This is a genomic window from Tardiphaga sp. 768_D3_N2_1, assembly GCF_052076105.1.
Classification (GTDB): Bacteria; Pseudomonadota; Alphaproteobacteria; order Rhizobiales; family Xanthobacteraceae; genus Tardiphaga.
Genome location: NZ_CP197245.1, coordinates 3204456 through 3220846, shown reverse-complemented (window position 1 = coordinate 3220846; position 16391 = coordinate 3204456). Strand labels below are relative to the sequence as shown.

19 protein-coding genes are annotated in these 16391 nt (G+C 61.6%); 12 read left to right on the top strand and 7 right to left on the bottom strand.

Annotated elements, in window-relative coordinates:
* The first annotated feature begins 39 nt into the window (after nucleotides 1-39).
* From AB8A27_RS15230 to AB8A27_RS15220, 3 genes are read left to right on the top strand one after another with little or no spacing between them, the layout of a single operon-like run.
* Nucleotides 40-801 (top strand): MotA/TolQ/ExbB proton channel family protein, encoded by a 762-nt coding sequence (locus AB8A27_RS15230; protein WP_286144369.1) that lies wholly within the window; start codon nucleotides 40-42, stop codon nucleotides 799-801.
* Nucleotides 798-1436, top strand: a complete 639-nt coding sequence (locus AB8A27_RS15225) for a hypothetical protein (RefSeq protein ID WP_092146947.1) — start codon at nucleotides 798-800, stop codon at nucleotides 1434-1436. The genes AB8A27_RS15230 and AB8A27_RS15225 overlap by 4 nt, the downstream gene beginning before the upstream one ends.
* Before the next feature lie 4 nt (nucleotides 1437-1440).
* The gene (locus tag AB8A27_RS15220; protein WP_441242611.1) at nucleotides 1441-2046 is read left to right on the top strand and encodes a hypothetical protein; all 606 of its coding nucleotides are present in this window, start codon (nucleotides 1441-1443) and stop codon (nucleotides 2044-2046) included.
* A 1219-nt stretch (nucleotides 2047-3265) separates the two neighbouring features.
* Here AB8A27_RS15220 and AB8A27_RS15215 read toward each other — a convergent pair.
* Entirely contained in the window at nucleotides 3266-3973 is a 708-nt protein-coding gene (locus AB8A27_RS15215) for a hypothetical protein (RefSeq protein ID WP_441242610.1), read from the bottom strand.
* A gap of 229 nt (nucleotides 3974-4202) precedes the next feature.
* Here AB8A27_RS15215 and AB8A27_RS15210 point away from each other — a divergent pair, with 229 nt between their 5' ends.
* Nucleotides 4203-4532, top strand: coding sequence for a DUF6949 family protein (locus tag AB8A27_RS15210; RefSeq protein WP_441242609.1), 330 nt, complete (start codon nucleotides 4203-4205; stop codon nucleotides 4530-4532).
* A 47-nt stretch (nucleotides 4533-4579) separates the two neighbouring features.
* Entirely contained in the window at nucleotides 4580-5110 is a 531-nt protein-coding gene (locus tag AB8A27_RS15205) for a gamma carbonic anhydrase family protein (protein WP_115029522.1), read from the top strand.
* A gap of 21 nt (nucleotides 5111-5131) precedes the next feature.
* On the opposite strand, the gene AB8A27_RS15200 is transcribed toward AB8A27_RS15205, so the two are convergent.
* Nucleotides 5132-5305 carry a hypothetical protein gene (locus tag AB8A27_RS15200; RefSeq protein ID WP_441242608.1) on the bottom strand — a complete coding sequence of 58 codons (174 nt, stop codon included), beginning with the start codon at nucleotides 5303-5305 and terminating at the stop codon, nucleotides 5132-5134.
* The gene (locus tag AB8A27_RS15195) at nucleotides 5274-5552 is read right to left on the bottom strand and encodes a hypothetical protein (RefSeq protein WP_441242607.1); all 279 of its coding nucleotides are present in this window, start codon (nucleotides 5550-5552) and stop codon (nucleotides 5274-5276) included. The genes AB8A27_RS15200 and AB8A27_RS15195 overlap by 32 nt, the downstream gene beginning before the upstream one ends.
* A 141-nt stretch (nucleotides 5553-5693) precedes the next feature.
* Here AB8A27_RS15195 and AB8A27_RS15190 point away from each other — a divergent pair, with 141 nt between their 5' ends.
* The 3 genes from AB8A27_RS15190 (at nucleotide 5694) to AB8A27_RS15180 (ending at nucleotide 6842) form a co-directional block, all read left to right on the top strand.
* Nucleotides 5694-5999, top strand: coding sequence for a hypothetical protein (locus AB8A27_RS15190; protein ID WP_441242606.1), 306 nt, complete (start codon nucleotides 5694-5696; stop codon nucleotides 5997-5999).
* Nucleotides 6000-6154: 155 nt separating this feature from the next.
* Nucleotides 6155-6535: a hypothetical protein gene (locus AB8A27_RS15185; RefSeq protein WP_441242605.1), complete on the top strand. Its 381-nt coding sequence runs from the start codon at nucleotides 6155-6157 to the stop codon at nucleotides 6533-6535.
* Nucleotides 6536-6650: 115 nt separating this feature from the next.
* Complete coding sequence (locus AB8A27_RS15180) at nucleotides 6651-6842, top strand: hypothetical protein (protein ID WP_441242604.1); 192 nt, start codon at nucleotides 6651-6653, stop codon at nucleotides 6840-6842.
* A gap of 243 nt (nucleotides 6843-7085) precedes the next feature.
* Here the strand turns inward: AB8A27_RS15180 and AB8A27_RS15175 are convergent, their stop codons facing one another.
* From AB8A27_RS15175 to AB8A27_RS15165, 3 genes are all read right to left on the bottom strand, one after another.
* Nucleotides 7086-7709, bottom strand: a complete 624-nt coding sequence (locus AB8A27_RS15175; RefSeq protein WP_092146963.1) for a transglutaminase-like cysteine peptidase — start codon at nucleotides 7707-7709, stop codon at nucleotides 7086-7088.
* A gap of 331 nt (nucleotides 7710-8040) precedes the next feature.
* The gene (locus AB8A27_RS15170) at nucleotides 8041-8655 is read right to left on the bottom strand and encodes a PilZ domain-containing protein (RefSeq protein WP_092147246.1); all 615 of its coding nucleotides are present in this window, start codon (nucleotides 8653-8655) and stop codon (nucleotides 8041-8043) included.
* A 148-nt stretch (nucleotides 8656-8803) separates the two neighbouring features.
* Nucleotides 8804-9361, bottom strand: a complete 558-nt coding sequence (locus AB8A27_RS15165; protein WP_441242603.1) for a PAS domain-containing protein — start codon at nucleotides 9359-9361, stop codon at nucleotides 8804-8806.
* A gap of 506 nt (nucleotides 9362-9867) precedes the next feature.
* Here AB8A27_RS15165 and AB8A27_RS15160 point away from each other — a divergent pair.
* Entirely contained in the window at nucleotides 9868-10650 is a 783-nt protein-coding gene (locus tag AB8A27_RS15160; protein WP_441242602.1) for a rhomboid family intramembrane serine protease, read from the top strand.
* A gap of 237 nt (nucleotides 10651-10887) precedes the next feature.
* Nucleotides 10888-11316 carry a CBS domain-containing protein gene (locus AB8A27_RS15155; protein WP_441242601.1) on the top strand — a complete coding sequence of 143 codons (429 nt, stop codon included), beginning with the start codon at nucleotides 10888-10890 and terminating at the stop codon, nucleotides 11314-11316.
* 15 nt (nucleotides 11317-11331) lie between these two features.
* Here AB8A27_RS15155 and AB8A27_RS15150 read toward each other — a convergent pair whose 3' ends face one another.
* On the bottom strand, nucleotides 11332-12384 hold the full coding sequence (locus AB8A27_RS15150; RefSeq protein WP_441242600.1) for a patatin-like phospholipase family protein: 1053 nt from the start codon (nucleotides 12382-12384) through the stop codon (nucleotides 11332-11334).
* A gap of 226 nt (nucleotides 12385-12610) precedes the next feature.
* Between AB8A27_RS15150 and AB8A27_RS15145 the strand changes: the two genes are divergently transcribed.
* Both AB8A27_RS15145 and AB8A27_RS15140 read left to right on the top strand, forming a co-directional pair.
* Nucleotides 12611-13681, top strand: coding sequence for a hypothetical protein (locus AB8A27_RS15145; protein WP_441242599.1), 1071 nt, complete (start codon nucleotides 12611-12613; stop codon nucleotides 13679-13681).
* A 240-nt stretch (nucleotides 13682-13921) separates the two neighbouring features.
* Nucleotides 13922-16390, top strand: coding sequence for a putative bifunctional diguanylate cyclase/phosphodiesterase (locus tag AB8A27_RS15140; RefSeq protein WP_441242598.1), 2469 nt, complete (start codon nucleotides 13922-13924; stop codon nucleotides 16388-16390).
* The last annotated feature ends 1 nt before the right edge of the window (nucleotide 16391 follow it).

Below are 16391 nucleotides of genomic sequence, written 5' to 3'. Positions count from 1 at the left end.
GATCGTGATCAGCGAAACAACCAGCAGGAGGGACATGTGGTGAGCCGGCATCATCTCGATCCGGCAGATCGCGCGCCGCTGCTGCACTGGTTGATCTTTACCGGGCTCTGCCTGTTCGCCGCGGTTCTGCTCTGGCACTATGGTCTGGTCCGGCAGATGCTTGCCGTCGATCGCACCTATATCTCGTCGGTGATCGTGCTGCTCTATTTCGGCGCGTCGCTGCATTGCCTGTGGCGCCTGATCGCGGTGTCGCGCGAAGCCGATGCGGCGCGGGGGGCAGCGCAACTGTTTGCGCAGGGCGGTCAACGCATCGTCGTGGCCGGCGACGGTGTGGCGATCGATGGTGTGGGCGCATTGCCGAAAGGCCTGATGGCGTCGCATATCCGCGACCTCGCCGTGAAGTCCGCGCTGCAAAGCGAGCGACGGCTCGACCAGACGCTGTTGCTGCGTCGTCTCGCCGGCAATCTGCGCGGCTCCAACGGCTTCGGCGGCTTTGCCGGAGATACGCTGATGAAACTCGGCCTGATCGGCACGATCGTTGGCTTCATCATGATGCTGGCGCCGATCGCCGGCCTCGACACCGGCAATCAGGGCGCCATCAAGGCCTCCATGAACCTGATGAGCGAGGGCATGGCGGTGGCGATGTACACCACGCTGGCGGGGCTGATCGGTTCGATCCTGATCCGCATCCAGTATTACATGCTGGAGGACGCAACGGCCAAACTGTTCGCCTTTGCCGTCGGTGTCATCGACGTCCACGCCGTGTCGCTGCTCGAACGTGAAGCGGAGCATGCGAGGTGATCGACGAGTTCGAATTCGCCGACAAGGAAGCGCCGTTCGATCCGCTTGGCGTCATGCTGTTCAAGGCGCTGCAGGTGATCGCGTTTCTGTTCTTCATCGCGCTGCTGGCGATCAAGACCAAGGACGATGAAGGCAAGGTCGATCCCAAGCTGGAGTTTTTGATCACGGTGAGCTGGCCCGACAAGCACCCGGACGACATCGACATGTTCGTGCAGGACCCGATCGGCAACATTGTGTGGTACCGGCGGCGTGAGACCGGCTTCATGGTACTCGACCGCGATGATCGCGGCGGGCTCAACGATTTCATCATGGTCAACGGCCAGAAGGTGCTCTCGCCGATCCGGCAGGAGATCGTCAGCGTGCGCGGCATCGTGGCCGGCGAGTACATCGTCAACATCTACCATTTCGCGGCGCTGACCGGACAGCCTGTGCCAGTGACGGTCAAGGTCGAGAAGCTGAATCCGAAAGTCCAGGTGGTGCACTACGACACCGTCAATGTCGATCATGGCGGTGCCGAGACCACCGCGGTGCGCTTCATCATGGACAAGGCCGGCAATGTGACCGAGGTCAATCACGACCAGACATCGCTCGTGCGGATGCTGAACAAGCGGTACAGGGAGCGCAAGGCCGGATGAAGCGATGAGCCTGCAAGCCAGCATTCTCGGTCTGTCACTCGGCTACGCGCTGCTCGGCCTGTTGCTGTTGCTGGCGGTGGTGCGGGCGCGGCTGCCGTGGCTGGTGAAGGTCGGTGCGGTGGTGGTGACCTCCGGGTTTTACGTGCTGGTGTTCTTCCGCACCCAGGGCCTGCTCGGCTGGTCGGCGGACGATCCGCTGCCGCCAAACTTCCAATTGTTGTGGGTGCGCAGCGTCGAGCCCAACATCGCGCAGGGCGAGCCCGGCGCCATCCACATGTGGGTCGAGGCCCTCGACGACGACAATCTGCCGAGCGGGGCGCCACGGGCCTATCGGCGGCCTTACTCCACCGCGCTGGCGCGCAAGGCCGAGCGTGCGCGCACCGAGATTGCCGCGGGTCATCCGCAGGGCGGGCGCGCTGCGCAATTCGGATCCGGCGACGGCGAGATGCCCCCTGGCGGTCCGCAAGGCGCGTTGTTCGCCAGCGGCGAGCCCGGCGGCGATCCATCCGGCGGTGGTCTGCTGGACCCCGCTTTCATGCGCGGCGACTCCCAGTCCATCACATTCGCCCCGCTGCCCGTGCCCGTCCTGCCGGCGAAGGATGTGCCGTAGCGGCGATGGCCATCGCGAAGGTCAGCTCCACGCGGCTCCACATGGAGTGGCGGGGAATCCCGATCCAAGCTCGTCATTCCTGGGCGCTGACCTCCCGACTGTCATTCCGGGGCGCACGAAGGCGGCGAAGCCGCTACAGTGCGAACCCGGAATCCCGGAGTGTTTTGCGCTGAACATGTCGAGATTCCCCGCCACTCCAATTGGAGTGGCTGGGGTTCGCGTGCGCGAAGGCGCGCCCGCGCCCCGGAATGACGAGTGTATGAACGCGCTGACCTCTCCGCGTCGTCCCCGCGCAGGCGGGGACCCATCACCACGGTCAGCGTGATTGCGGCAGAGCCACAACGACAACGCTCTCACCAGTCCTCCAGCGTGTATGGGTCCCCGCCTGCGCGGGGACGACAGTGGAGAGGTTCGGGTTAAACATTTTTTCCTATTCTCCATTGACAATATCCCCGTCATGATTATATTCCCCAATGTCCTGCCCCACCGAGAGGGGCGATCGCGATCGTCACGTTCGCGGGGTGGGATGCGGTGGACGCCGGAGATGCGGCGTTACGCGGTTCACGGGTGACGTCTGTCTTCGGGCAGGACGGATCTGCGCCAGCACTGCCACTGGCAAGGAAACGGCCGACCTTGTGATGGAAAGACCCCTGGACAGTGTGACGGACGACCAAATCGAAATGCGTCCGGCCCAAGTGCTTGAGGCTCCCTTCCCATCGCCTTGGGACTTTAATTTGGTGATCGGATCGTTCGCTGAGGCAAAGTGCAAGCAAGTCGAAAAAACACCGCAGGCGGAACGTCGGGCACTTGCTCGTGATTCCGAAAGTCTTGATGCACACTATAGATTGCGGAAGACCGCATCGCATCAGGCCCAAGGGTGCAACGGGCACCTGGCGTTCCGCACGCCCTCTCACAGGGGGCGGGAATGCAACAGACGACGGCGCCCCCGCGCCGCTAACAATGGGGGTGATGACGCATGTCTGACCAGCAGTGGCTGTTTGACAGTTGAATCAGGAGAGGCGTGGCGCCCGTGGTCACGACATACTCAGTCGTCATGCGCGGGCTTGTCCCGCGTATCCACGTCTTGGCGACAAAGGAAGGCGTGGATGGCCGGAACAAGTCCGGCCATGACGACTGAGAGTGTTACGCAAGATTCGTAGGGTAGCTAGGGCGCAGATGCTCACCCCATCCCACGATCAACGCAATCACGACGCGTGTCTTACCGCAGCCCGCTGAGCTGCGTGGTCAGCCGATCCATCGCATTGCCCACGTCGCGCCATTGCTCGAGCCAGCTCCGTGGAAAGCGGAAGATGAGATCGGCGCCGCCGATGCGGCGTTCGCTCATGCACATGCCGGGCGTGGCGCCGTCGCGCGTGCAGCGCGCCACCAGTGCCGGCGTCGTGCCGAGATAGAGATCTTCATTGCTGTAGGGCGAGTTGTCGCGGAACGGCTGGACGGTCAGGCCGTCCTCGCTGCCTCCGGTGCGATCGATGTAACGCGGATAGATGGTGCGCAAGCGCGTGTCCGGCGAGGTGGCATCGTGATGCGCCGAGATCGAGACGAAGATGCGATCGATCGGCTGCGCGTTCTCATCGAAATTCTCGACGCTGACATGCCTCGGCAGGTTACTCGCTTCGAGCGACGGATAGACATAGCTCAGGTCGACGCGTTCCTGCGGCCCTGAATGTTTCTGCACCTTGCGGCGAAAGGCATGGGTCGGGACGTTGAACAGCGTTGCGCCCACGCTCACCGGAATGCGGTCGGGATCGCCCGGCTTCTGGCTCTGCCAGGTCGGCCACAGCAGATAGGCCACCACTGCGATAGCAGGGGCTGCAAGTGCTGCACCGATCAGCATCGGTACGACGTGGTTGCGGCGGTGGCGGCGCCGCGGCCGCGTCGTCGGGTGGGTCGGAAACAGCAGAGACATGCGCACGCTAAATTGGAACTGGGACGGTGTAACGGGTGGGCGAATCAACCGCGAATATGCCAGCCGATGGTTAACGGCCTCGCGTATCCCGCCGCGGAAGGTACCCTGGAGCCATGCGCGGTACGTGGTTCCGGCTTTTGCCGTTAACCCTTTATTAACGTTGTGCTGGCGTGGACCTGCGCATTTTGCGATGCAGGGCGGTGTTTGCATGTGTAGCGAAGGCGGTTCGATGTCCCCCGATGCGTTGAATTCATTTCTCGAACTATGCATTGGCTTCGCTCTCGCAGGCGCCATTGCAAGCGCCTATCAGGCCTTCGCCAAACGTCCCCCGAGCTTCAGCCTGCTTCAGCAGGGGCCGTCCCCTGAAGCCTTCGCCGCAGTGCCGCTGCTCGTCTTCACAGCGCCCTTCATCATCATGCGCAACACATTGCGCAACGGCGCGCCCGAGGAGCATCGCATTCAGTTCGTGATGATCGCGACGGTGCTGGCCGGCGTCTGGAGCCTGATGTCGGGCACCTTCATCGTGATGACGCTGAAAGCGCTGGGCGTACTGGCCTAAGCGCAAGAATTCATGGCAGTGTCTCCCGTAAAGGAGACCAAGAGACCATGGCTATCTACGAACTCGACGGGCAGGGACCGGATCTTCCGGCCAGCGGAAATTACTTCATCGCCGACACGGCCGATGTGATCGGCAAGATTCGTTTGCTGGAGCAGGCGAGTGTCTGGTTCGGCGCGGTGCTGCGCGGCGACAACGAATGGATCGAGATCGGTGAAGGCTCCAATGTGCAGGACAACTGCACGTGCCATACCGACAAGGGTTTTCCCCTGACCATCGGCAAGAACTGCACCGTCGGCCACAACGTCATCCTGCACGGCTGCACGATTGAGGACGGCGCGCTGATCGGCATGGGCTCGATCGTGATGAACGGCGCCAGGATCGGCAAGAACAGCATCGTGGGCGCCGGTTCGGTGATCACCGAGGGCAAGGAATTTCCGGAGAATTCGCTGATCATCGGATCGCCGGCGCGCGTCATTCGCACGCTGTCGCCGGAGCAGGTGACGGCGATGGGCAGCGCGGCGCGGTTCTACGCGGCCAACGGCCCGCGCTTTACGAAGGGTCTCAAGAAGATCGGCTAATTTTGATCGCGCCGCGCGCGGTCACGTCCTTTCGGACTCGCTGGCTTCTGTATTGCCGGCCACGCGCTCGTGGCCGGCGCTCCATAGCGCATGCTCCTCAGTGCCGTCCTGATAGGGATTGGCCTCGGCAGGAATGCCCTCGCTGGCGGCACGCTCGCCTTCCTCAAATGGATCTTTTTGCGGATCGTTTGGCATGGGCCTTCTTCCTTGCTGGACGTGACGGGGCGGGGCGCATCGCAGTCTTGCGGCTGGATGCGGATGATGAACCGGCGGCTTTCACGCTCTTGCGCAAGGCGTCCGTAAGATCGATCGGCACGCCGTGCTTCTTCAGGAGATCGGCAAAGGCCTCATCGGCGAGTTCTTGCGTCGTCGCCATACGGTCGCGTCCAAGCTGGATGAGCTTGTCGAGGGTCTCGTCGTCGAAGTCGATCAGCTTGCGCATGACATCTGCTAACTCCGGCCCGTCCCAGGACACGCACACTTCTCCTCGGCCATTTCAGGGATTCAAGCCGCCGGCGCCAAATTCGTTCCCGCTGCGGAACCCGTTTCCGCCGGTCTCGTTGAACGCCAAAGGAGATTTCCAATGGCGCATTCCTCGAAACTCATCGCGGCTGCAACGGCTGCCGTCCTGTTGTCCTCGGCCGTGGCACTCGCCCAATCCGGCAGTGCAGGCAGCTCAGGCGGCGGCGCGACTGGCGGCACAGCAGGGACCAATAGTGCAGGCACGGCGAATGCGGGCAGTGGACGCGCCGCGACCGGGATAACGACAGGCGCGAGCGGGACCGGACAGGCGTCGCCCGATGGCAAGCCGACGACAGGCGATGCAGCGGTCGATGCGCAGGATCGCGCCGTCGATCGCAAGGTGAAGAGCATCTGCAAGGGGTGCTAGCGCAACGTTGCGCGACAGGCGTTCAGCAACACACCGTAATCGATAGTCGCGAACAAGTGACGGCTATTGATCGTCACACCGTGGCGGTTCACGAGTGAAAGAGCTACCTATGTCACAAGGGCGGCGCTGGAATGACCCGTGACGGAGTGTAGTTGATGTTACGCAAATTGGTGTTTGGTCTGGTGACCCTCGCCGCAGTCGCGCTGGTTGCGCCGACGGCCGCATCGGCGCGCGGTGGCGGCGGGCACGGTGGCGGCGGAGGCTTCCACGGCGGCGGATTCCATGGCGGTGGATTTCACGGTGGTGGCTTGCATGGCGGCGGCTTCGGATGGCGCGGTGCCGGTATCGGCTTCGGGCTGGGTCTTGCCGGCGCCGGCCTTTATGGCGGCTACTACGGCTACGGCCCCTATGCGTATTACGGTGGGTACCCTTACGCTTATGGCGGTTATGATGACGAAGGCGGATGTTATGTAACGCGTAAACGCGTATGGACACCGGCTGGATATCGGCTGCGTCGTGTCGAGGTTTGTGAGTGATTGGCCTTTAGCGACGCCACCTATTACCTCGTCGGCTCCAGTATAGCTGTGCTGGAGCCACATCATGGCTGGTTAGATTGTCTGGTACGCGTTTTGCAAAATCGAAACGATGACCATGACCCTCGATAATATTGCCAACCTCACTCTGCTGTTTGTCACCACCGTCTTTGCGCTGGCGATGGCTTTCGTCTGGATGTTCTGTGAGTTCGAACGCCGCTTCGGGAAGCGGTTTGCCGCAATCGCATTGGCTCGCTTCGGCTATCGGCCCGACGGCACCATCGACCGAAACGCAAATCGCCTCGACTAGCGCGGCGATTTTCATGTCAGCTCGTGTTCTCGGATGTCAGTCCGAGATCAGGCTGGCACATCGTGCGTCAGCCGGACCCTCGTCTGTTTCCACACATCGTCGCAGCTTCTTGTCGGCAGCAGCGTGACCACCTCCCCAAAAAGTTGCGGCCGAACCTTGGGGGAGGTTCGGCCGCGCGCGATCCGGTCTGGGACGGGGAGGGGTGGGGATGTGACCGGGTCGCGTGTCTCCAATTCGTGTTGTTTAGCGATCCCGCGCGCTGGCCGTGGCCACCGCAGGACGGTTGTCGCCGAGCGAAACCCAGACATTCGGATCGCTCTGTGACTGACGCTTGACGAAGCGGTAGCCGGTCTCGGTCCAGGCGAGGACGTTCTCATTCTGGTTGTCCAGAACGTATTCGCCCTTGTCCGTCTTCACCGTGAGCACGGCGTGGCCTTCGCCCTTCTTGTCGCGCACCACGGTGATCAGCAGCGCCTCGCGTGGCCAGCCTGCCTCGATCAGCATCTTGCGCTTCAGGAGCACATAGTCTTCGCAGTCACCGTAGCCATCGGTCGGCAGCGACCACTTCTCGATCACGCCCCAATGATCCATGTCGGTCATCGGCTTGACGGTCTCGTTGACCCAGCGATTGACGCGCACCAGATCCTTCCACGCAGTCTGCGTGATGACGATGTCGCGTGGCTGCGTTGCGCCGCCACGGCAGTCGGTCGGATTATCTGAACAGAATTCGACCCAGCCGATCGGTGCGCGCGTGCTGTCGCCCAGACTTGCGTAGAGTTTTTCGTTGCCGGCACGTGCCGACGAAGTTACCCCAAGAAGGACTGCTAAAACGGCCAGTCCGAAGTATCGCCCCTTGTTACCAAACATTGTGGCCCCCGTTTTCTTGTTGGGACCATGTTTCGCACAAAGGATTTTCGTCGCCGCTAAATCGCTCAAGTACAATTGAGGCGATTACTAGTAAAAGGAGCGGCGAATTCGAACTATACTTGAATCGAATTCGATTCAAATTTTAGCTAATTGCATTTGATTCAAATTTTACGCGTTAATGGCTTGAATGCTGCAATTCAGGAACTTGCATGCGCAAGGCGGCGTGAAATTAACCGCTCGCGGCAGAGTAAAGATGAGGCGCAACGGTATCCGCTGACGCGGATAGCGCCTTCGGATCATCGAAAAACCGGGATTAGGGGCGTTCCGCCGTTTACCGGGCGTTGACGCTGTCTTCGAGCGTCTCTGCCAACTGCTCGTGGAAGAACTCCAGCGCGAAGCCTTCTTCGAGATGGCGGACCACGCGGGACTGGATCCGGCCGAGCATGACAATCGAGTTCAGCGGCGGACGCTTCTCTGCGGCGATGGCGGCGCCGGAGAGCGACAGGTCGATAATACGGCCATTCATCTGGACGCCATCCTCGAGGGTGAGGAGCGCGATCGGATTGCGCGGCACGATACGGTCGTGGCGGCGGTCTTCCGGCAGATTGAGAATGTCGCGGTTGGCCAGCCAGGTCAGCTGGGCTGCCAGTTTGTCCCGTTTGCGCGGCGTGGCACCCACGGTCATGGCGAAGCCGTTGTCGATGATGCGGGTTATCTTACCTTCGACGCGGCCGATATGGTCGAGATAGGCGATGACGCGGTCGCCTACATTGCCGATGCCGGGACCGAGCAGCGCGAGGCCGCCGGGCGACATATTGATGACCTGACACGGAAATTCGCGGCGATCCGGCAGCATGTAGCGGCCGAGCAGGTGCACTTTCACCCGCTGAAAGCGACGGCGTTCTTCTGCAGACGGAAGAATCGATTTTGTTTGCGCGAACGCCATCAGTGCCGTGCCGGTCATGCGGGTCGGGTTTCGACCGACCCTACGGCCCGCAGGGTTAACGCCGCGTTAGCAAATACCGATGGGGCGCAACCAGGTGGCGTGCATGTTCTGTGCGACAGCTACAGTGAGCGAGGCGATGGAAGGCTGCCTAGCGCAACCCTTCATAGACCATCAGGCCGCGGGCAACCTGCAGCTTGCGCAGGGCGCGCGGTGCAAAGCGCTGCGGCTGGTGGGCGAGATAGCGGAACGAGGTCAGCTGGAACGCGCCGAGCCGGCCGCGGACTTCATACATGGGCGCCAGCAGGCCGGTCACGCTGATCGGGGAATGCGCGCGCGTCGCGAATGGCAGCAACAGCAGTTCCAGATGCGCCTTCTGGCCGAATTCGGTCATCGCGGTCACGCCCGCGACGGCGACAAGCTGTTCCTCGGACACGACGGTGATCATGTCCCGGATCTCGTCGCGGCACTCGGGCGCGAACAGCAACGGAAACGCCTGGTTCTTCAGGTCGCGGCCGAGCAGGGCACAAACTCTTGTGCCGGCCACGCGGAACGGGAACTCGATGGGCTGGTCACAGGACAGCACGAAGATGTCGCCGAGCAACTCGCGCACCGGGCCGGGTTCCAGCTCGCTCCGATCGGGAGCGCGCGCAAAACCGCGCTTGTCGTCCCAATAGGCGAAGAACGCGCGGCTGGATGGATGTTTCATTCGCCTGATCCTGACCCGGCTTGCAGCGGATCGGGGACATTTCTGTCCCGAATCCATCCACGGCTCGCCGCTACATGTTGTGCAGATCAGTCATTGCAGCGTCCATGCCGAAGGCGCGTTTTCCACCGTGTTCGGGCAGGTCTCCCGAATTAACGTTAAATTAAGCATATTCTTGCGGTCAGCCGGATCATGGGGGTAGGATCGTCTCACTCCAGAGCGGAGCGGGCTGTCTCCAGCAGTTCGTGACGCGCTTCGATAAACAGGTGGCTGAAAACAGAATTGGTCGTCACGCGGGGAGGGGTGGGGATGTCGGCTTGTCCGACGTACCGGGACATCCATTCGCGGGAAAAGATCAAAACGGACCCGGGGAGAGCCTTTCTCAGAGGCTCTCCCTTTTTCTTTTGGGCGAGTTTGCCGTCCCGCGGCGATCCCGAGCTTGCACCGCACCGGCAAAGCCGACTATCTGGGGCATCGCTCGCCAGAGCTGCTGACAGGCCGTTATTCCCTTGGACACATTGGCTTCCCCCGCTCCTCCGCGTGAACCGATCCTGACCCTGCCGGGAGCGCTGACGGCCTATGTCGGTTTGCTCGCCGTGATCCACATTATCCGCATGCTGCTGCCGGTGGATCTGGAATACTGGACCATCGAGGTCTTCGGTTTCATTCCGAAGCGCTACGACCAGACGCTGCTGTCGATGCCGTTTCCGGGTGGCAACGGCGCCAAGGTCTGGAGTTTCGTCACTTACTCCCTGTTGCATGCCAATCTCAGCCATATCGGCTTCAACGTGTTGTGGCTGCTGCCGTTCGGTAGCGCGCTGGCGCGGCGCTTCGGCGCAGTCCGCTTCTTCATCTTCATGGCGGTGACGGCTGTGGCTGGCGCCGCTGCGCATCTGGTTACCCATGAACACGAGCTCGCCCCGATGATCGGCGCCTCGGCTTCGGTCTCCGGCGCGATGGCGGCAGCCATCCGTTTTGCCTTCGTGCGCGGCAGCTTCCTGTCGTTCAACCGCGGCGATGCCGATGAAGCGGCGCGTGTGCCGGCGCTTCCGCTGCTGCGTGCATTGCGCGATCCGCGCGTGATCGGATTTCTGGCGGTCTGGTTCGGCGTCAACATCATCTTCGGCATTGGCTCGATTGCGATCGGAGCAGAAGGGGCGAGCGTTGCATGGCAGGCGCATATCGGCGGCTTCTTCGCCGGGCTGCTGCTGTTCTCGCTGTTCGATCCCATTCCGAGATTGCAGCGCACGGGTTCGCAGACATCGTCTCCGGACATGTCCGACCTGCATTGAGCGTGTACCGGCTTCTTGCGAGGCCGACGCATTTGATCCATCTTATATATTCGACAGGTGGCTCACGTTGGCAGGCTCGGCCCTTGAGGTCGATCCCGTTCCCGGCGCGAATGGTGTGTCAGTTCGATCACCACATCTGAACGACTGTTGAACTGCGCTGTTACACTGCATCTGTCTGACGACCCAAGAATGAAAGACCGCGCCTGACAAAGGGCACGGTCGACTCAGGAGGCGACAATGACGGTACGTGCAATTCTCGATTCCAAAGGCCACCAGATCATCAGCGTCTCGCCGAACGATAAGGTCTCGTCGGTCGTGCAGATGCTGTCGCAGCGAAAAATCGGCGCCGTGCTGGTGATGAGCCATCACCACATTGACGGTATCCTGTCCGAGCGTGACATCGTACGGGTGATCGGAGAGCGCGGCGCCGGGGCACTGGATGAAGACGTGAGCGCCGTGATGACGCGCAAGGTCATCGGTTGCAAACCGTCCGATACGGTCGGTGCAATCATGGAAAAGATGACGACCGGAAAATTCAGGCATCTGCCCGTTATCGAGAACGAAAAGGTTGTTGGCCTGATCTCGATCGGTGACGTCGTCAAATTTCGCTTGCGTGAATTCGAACGCGAACAGGAAGCGCTGCGCGAATATATTGCGACGGCCTGAGGTCGGTCGCCGCGCTCAGCTCTGCGAAGCGGTCGGCTTCTGCGCAACGACGGGCGCAGGCGAGTTTGCCACTTCGGGGGCGAGGATTTCGATCGCCTCTTGAATGGACTCGACGGCGCGTTCTGCGGCACGCGCGCCGAGCGTGATCATTTCTTCTGCGCGGTGGAAGTCGAACCAGCCGATGCGGCCAACGCGTGGTGCGATCAGAAGATCCGGCGGATCGCCGGCAAGGCGCGCACGGGTAATGCGATCCTGCATGATGTTGAAGGCATCGACCATCACGGTGGAGATGCCCGGTCGTCCGCCGCCGCCGAAGAATTCGCGCTTCATGGTGCGCTCGGCCGAGAAGAACTTGCTGAAACCCCGCTTTGGCGCTTCGACTTCGATGATGGGCTCGGCCATTTCCGGTCCCGTGCCGTGGTCGAAAATCGTGGTCGAATGGCCAAACACATCATTGCTGAGATTGGCTGCGATGACGATCTCGGCGCCCAGCGCGCGTGCCGCCGATACCGGTACCGGATTGACCAGCGCGCCATCGACCAGCCAGCGATCGCCGACCAAGACCGGCGAAAAGATGCCCGGCAGCGCATAGGACGCGCGCATCGCATCGACCAGGCGACCATGAGTCAGCCAGATTTCATGGCCGGTGCGCACCTCGGTGGCGACGCTGGCGAATTTCAGCGGGAGATCTTCGATCAGCGCATGGCCCAGCGATGCTTCGAGTTGCGCGGCCAGCTTGTTGCCGCCGATCAGGCCGGAGCCGTTCAGGCGGATGTCGAGATAGCTGAGAATATTGCGGGGCTGCAGACCGCGGGCCCATTCCTCGAGCGTATCGAGGTGTCCGGCAGCGTAGGAACCGCCAACGACGGCACCGATCGAGGTGCCCACCACGACGTTCGGGACGATGCCATGGGTCAGCAAAGTGCGGAGGATGCCGATATGGGCGAAACCGCGCGCCGCACCGCCGCCGAGCGCCAGACCTATGATCGGGCGTCGAACGCTTCCCAAGCCAGGCTTGTCGCGACCGTTCGCGCCATTCTGGCTGCGCCCCATCAAAATCTCCAGCACACAAAGCTCCTCGACGCCGCCGATACTAAATGCAGCAACGTCATCATTCCAGACGGTAGCTAATTCATGATTTATGTCGCGTTTGCGAGGTTTAGGCACCAAATGTGACTGCAGAGCGACCCGTTACCGCACGGTGCACCGGTTCCTGGAGACCTCACGCGATTGTGGGCCTGGCGACGGTACAGCCGCGTCAAGGCTTGAATTTGTCGCGTTTTGGGTGAAAAGCATGACGATGACTGCACGGGGCCACGATTTGCGAACATCCGGCCGGAGCGGACGGCTGGCTATGGTGCTGGCTCTCGCTCTGCTGCAGGCTGTTGCCTTGCCGCAGGCCGCGTCCGCACAGTTCTTTTCGGATCGCCCGGCACCGGTTCCGCCGGGCTCGATCCCGGATGTTCCGTCGGGTCCGGCCATCAGCCTCGCGCCGCCGTCCGGTCCTGCTTCCACGCCCCTGTTGCCGGCGCCGTTGACCCAGCCGCCGGTTGCCAATGTCGCGCCGCCTGTGCCGTCGCCGGTCCAGGCTGCTCCAACGGGGCCTGCACAGGGCGTGCTGGCGCTTACCGCGCGCTATGGCAAGGATATGCCGGTCATCAATAGCGGTCTGGTCTGGCGGGTCTATTCCGACAGACCGGACGAGACTGGTGCCTTCAAGCTGATCCGCGAGGATCGCGGCGCGACGCCCAATATCGTGCTGCCCCCGGGCAGCTATGTGGTCCATGTGGCGCTGGGCCTTGTGAGCGCCGTTCGTCCGGTGACCATCAAGTCCGAGACCGATCGTGAAGCGTTCGTGCTGCCTGCGGGCGGATTGCGTATCGAAGGCCGCGTTGGCACCTCGAAGATTCCGCAGAACCAGATCTCGTTCTCGATCTACAAGGGCAGCCAGTTCGAAGGCGGCGAGCGCACGCCGCTCTTGCCGAGCGTTCCTGCGGGTGATGTCGTGTTGTTGCAGGAAGGCACCTACTACATCATCTCGAATTACGGCGACGCCAATTCGGTGGTGCGCTCTGACATCCGCGTACAGGCGAGCAAGCTCACCGACGTGACGATCACACATCGTGCGGCGGTCATCACCATGAAGCTGGTGAGCGACAAGGGCGGCGAGGCCCTGGCCAACACCGCATGGTCGGTGATCACGCCGGCAGGCGACGTCATCAAGGAATCGATCGGCGCATTCCCGCGCGTCACGCTGGCGGAAGGCGAATATCGCGCCATTGCCAAGAACGAAGGCAAGGTGTTCGAGCGCCCCTTCAATGTCGTGAACGGTGTCGACGGCGAGATCGAAGTCATCGCGCGCTGATTTCCGACGGCGTTTCTTTCGCCAACGAATTCAAAATCAGATCCGTCTCGCAGACAACACGTCTCAAACACGATCGATTTGTCACGCGTGTGTCATGGTCCTGAATCGCGAACTAACCATCGCGCCAGTTTGTCGCGCCTCAACGCGTCGTTGCTATCCGCGGCGGCAGAACGTTTACATGGCGTTAATCCCGGTGGGCCGATTAGCGTGTATCGCTACAAGTGTTCCGAAGGGGATATCGTGACCACGGCAAGGCAGTTATCCGGAAGCCCGGACGTCAAATTGTTCGACGACATTCCCGCTTTGCAGCGCAAATGGCGGGCAGCCGTTCGCCCGGGCCAGATCCTCCCCGGCTATGAAGAAGTCATGCTCGGCAGTCTTGGGCGGATGGCCGATCACATCGTCCTGCTCAAGGTCGAGGGCGAGACGCTCGAAGTGTCACGCAGCGGCCGCTATGTGCAGCAGTGGCTGGGCGACGATCGTTGGGACATCCCCCTCGACGTGCTGGCGCCTGATTGCGTGCGTGCACTGACGGAAGCTGCAAATTGCGCGCTGCAAGTTAACCGGCCGCATCTGATGGTCGCGCATTGTGTGCGTGACGGTCTGGTCCACACCTATGATATTCTGGCGCTGCCGACAGCATCGCGCTGGGGTGGCCGGTTGGTTGGCGTCTATGTCAACGAGCAGGGCACCCGCTACAATCTGGTCGATGCGATCTTCTCGTCGACCGACGAGGGCATCGTGTCGCTTGCAGCGATCCGGGATTCCGCGAGCAAGGCTTTCGATTTCCAGATCGTGCATCATAATCAGGGTGCATCGCGCCTGCTGAAAGTGTCACCCGCCGATCTTCAATGGCGCAGGCTGAGCGCAGGCGGCCACGCATTATCGCTGCCCGTGGTGACGCGATGGCTTCTGTCGATGATTGCCAATGGCCAGAGCGGTCAGCTGGAAATTGACAGCGAAGATCGCAACCTGCGGCTCAGTGCTACGGCGTTCGGGGATCTCGTGTCGCTCACGGTCTCCGACGTCACCGACATCAAGCGCCGCGAGGCCTCGTTTCGACTGCTGTTTGACAGCAATCCCATGCCGATGTGGGTGTTCGATGCCCAGACGATGGATTTTCTCAGCGTCAATGACGCGGCTATCGCGCATTACGGATACGATCGCGCAACGTTCCTCCGCATGCAGCTCAAGGAAATCTGGCCGCGCGACGAGTGGGAGATTCATACGCGCGCCCTGATGCAGCTCGGAGACATCTACCAGTCGGACCGCAACTGGCGCCATCTGAAGGCCGACGGAAGCGAGATCGAGGTGCTGACCTATGGTCGCCGCGTGATGTTCGACGGGCGCGACGGCTTCCTCGTGGCTGTCGTCGACATCACCGAACGTCGCAAGGCCGAGGCGCGCGTGGCACACATGGCGCATCACGATGCGCTGACGGATTTGCCGAACCGTATTTTCTATCAGGAACGTCTCGCGCAGGCGCTCGATCACGACGATCCGAGCAAGCATGTCGCGGTTCTCTGCATTGATCTCGACCTGTTCAAGAACGTGAATGACTCATTCGGCCATCCGATGGGGGATCGGCTGCTGAAGATGGTCGCCGGGCGGATGCGCGCCGAGGTCCGCGGCAACAATCTCGCAGCCCGGCTCGGCGGCGATGAATTTGCCGTGGTGCTGGCGGCCGATATCACACCCAACGAAGCCAATGATTTCGCTGCACGGCTCATCGAGATCATCAGCGCACCCTATGACATGAACGGCGTCGAGGTTGTGATCGGCGCCAGCATCGGTATCGCCATGTCACCGGGCGATGGCGATACCAGCGAAGAGCTGATGCGCAATGCCGATATGGCACTGTATCGGGCCAAGTCCGAAGGCGGCGGTGTGCATCGCTTCTTCGAGCGGGAGATGGATCGCCAGGCGCAGAAGCGCCGCGACATGGAGCTCGATCTGCGGAGCGCTTTCGCCGATGGCGACTTTGAACTGCACTACCAGCCGTTGGTGGATCTGGCCGCGGACCGCATCACCGGATTCGAAGCGCTGCTGCGCTGGAAGCATCCTGAAAAGGGCATGATCTCACCGGCGGATTTCATCCCGGTTGCGGAGGATATCGGCCTCATCGTCACGCTCGGTGAATGGGTGCTGCGCAAGGCCTGTGCCGAAGCTGCCAAATGGCCTGATGACATCAAGGTCGCGGTCAATCTCTCGCCGGTGCAGTTCCGCAGTCGCAATCTGGTGCAGGTCGTGGTGGCCGCGCTGGCCTATTCCGGCCTGTCGCCACATCGCCTGGAGCTGGAAATCACCGAGTCGGTCTTTCTTGCCGAAACCGAGGCCAATCTGGCCATCCTGCATCAACTCCGTGCGCTGGGCGTCCGCATCTCGATGGACGACTTCGGCACCGGCTATTCCAGCCTGAGCTATCTCCGGAGTTTTCCGTTCGACAAGATCAAGATCGACAGGTCTTTCGTGAAAGATCTGATCGAGCGCCCCGATTGTGTCGCCATCGTGCGCGCGATCTCCGGGCTCGGCCGCAGCATGAACATCACCACAACGGCCGAGGGTGTCGAGACGATCGATCAGCTCGACTGGCTGCGTGCGGAAGGCTGCAATGAGGTGCAGGGCTTTCTGTTCAGTCCGGCCAAGCCTGCGTCGGAAATCGAGAACCTGCTGCGCCGGTTTGGCAACCAGGCGTCGCAGGCCGCATAAA